At 70.8% G+C, this 1,194-nt stretch carries 1 pseudogene; it reads left to right on the top strand.

What is annotated here, in order from left to right:
• A pseudogene (locus ACWDAK_RS41355) lies at window positions 1-1,154 on the top strand (IS3 family transposase); the annotation flags it as partial.
• Between the last annotated feature and the right edge of the window lie 40 nt (window positions 1,155-1,194).

Raw genomic sequence — 1,194 nt, 5'->3', positions numbered from 1 at the left:
CCGCGCCCTCGCCGCTCGTTCACGTCGGAGTTCAAGGCCGAGATCGTCGAGCTGTGCCGGCGCGGTGACCGCTCGGTCGGTCAGGTCGCCAAGGACTTCGACCTGACCGAGACCGCGGTGCGCGACTGGGTGAAGCAGGCCCAGGTCGACGCCGGCGAGCGAGACGGCCTGACCAGCGACGAGCGCGAGGAACTGGCCAGGCTGCGGCGGGAGAACCGCCGCTTGCGCGAGGACGTGGACATCCTCAAGCGTGCGACGGCTTTCTTCGCGACGGAGACCCGATGACGGTGCACCCGTTCATCGAGGCGGAGAAGCAGGCAGGCCACAACGTCAAACGGGCGTGTGAACTGCTCCAGGTCTCCCGAGCCGCCTTCTACGCCCGCCGAACCGCCACCCCCGGCCCCCGCGCGGTCCGCGACGCGGAGCTGACCGAGAAGATCACCCAAGTCCACGCGACCTCGCGCGGCACCTATGGAGCTCCGCGCGTCCACGCCGCCCTGCACCGCGACGGCGACCGGTGCGGCCGGCGAAGGGTCGCACGCCTGATGCGCCAGGCCGGCCTCGAGGGCCGGCACCGAAGACGGCGCCAGCGCACCACGATCCCCGACCCCCGCGCCGCCACCCGGCCGGACCTGGTCCTGCGCGACTTCCGGCCCCACCCGACCACCCTCGATGCGCGCTGGTGCGGCGACATCACCTACATCCCCACCGAGGAGGGCTGGCTCTACCTGGCCACCGTCATCGACATCGCCTCCCGCCGCGTCGTCGGCTGGACCACCGCCGACCACCTGCGCACCGAACTGGTCGCCGACGCCCTGCGGGCCGCCTGCCACACCCGCCGCCCGACCGGGCCGGTGATCTTCCACTCCGATCGCGGCTGTCAGTACACCAGCCGTGAATTCGCCGACCTGGCAACCGAGTTCGGAGTTCGGCTGTCGGTCGGCCGCACCGGCCAGTGCTGGGACAACGCACTCGCCGAGTCCTTCTTCGCCACTCTCAAACGGGAGCTGCTCGGCGACCGCCCCTGGCCCAGCCGGGCCGCAGCACGGACCGCGATCTTCGAGTGGATCGAAGCCTGGTACAACATACGCAGGCTGCACAGCAGCCTCGGCTACCGCAGTCCCGCCGAATACGAGACCGTCCTGGCGGCCTGACCACCACACCAACGGTGTCCGTCAAAGCGGAGCAAGCTCA

This window comes from Kitasatospora sp. NPDC001175 (assembly GCF_053598215.1).
Note: the sequence above shows the minus strand (reverse complement) of the source record. Positions and strands in the feature narration are given on the sequence as shown.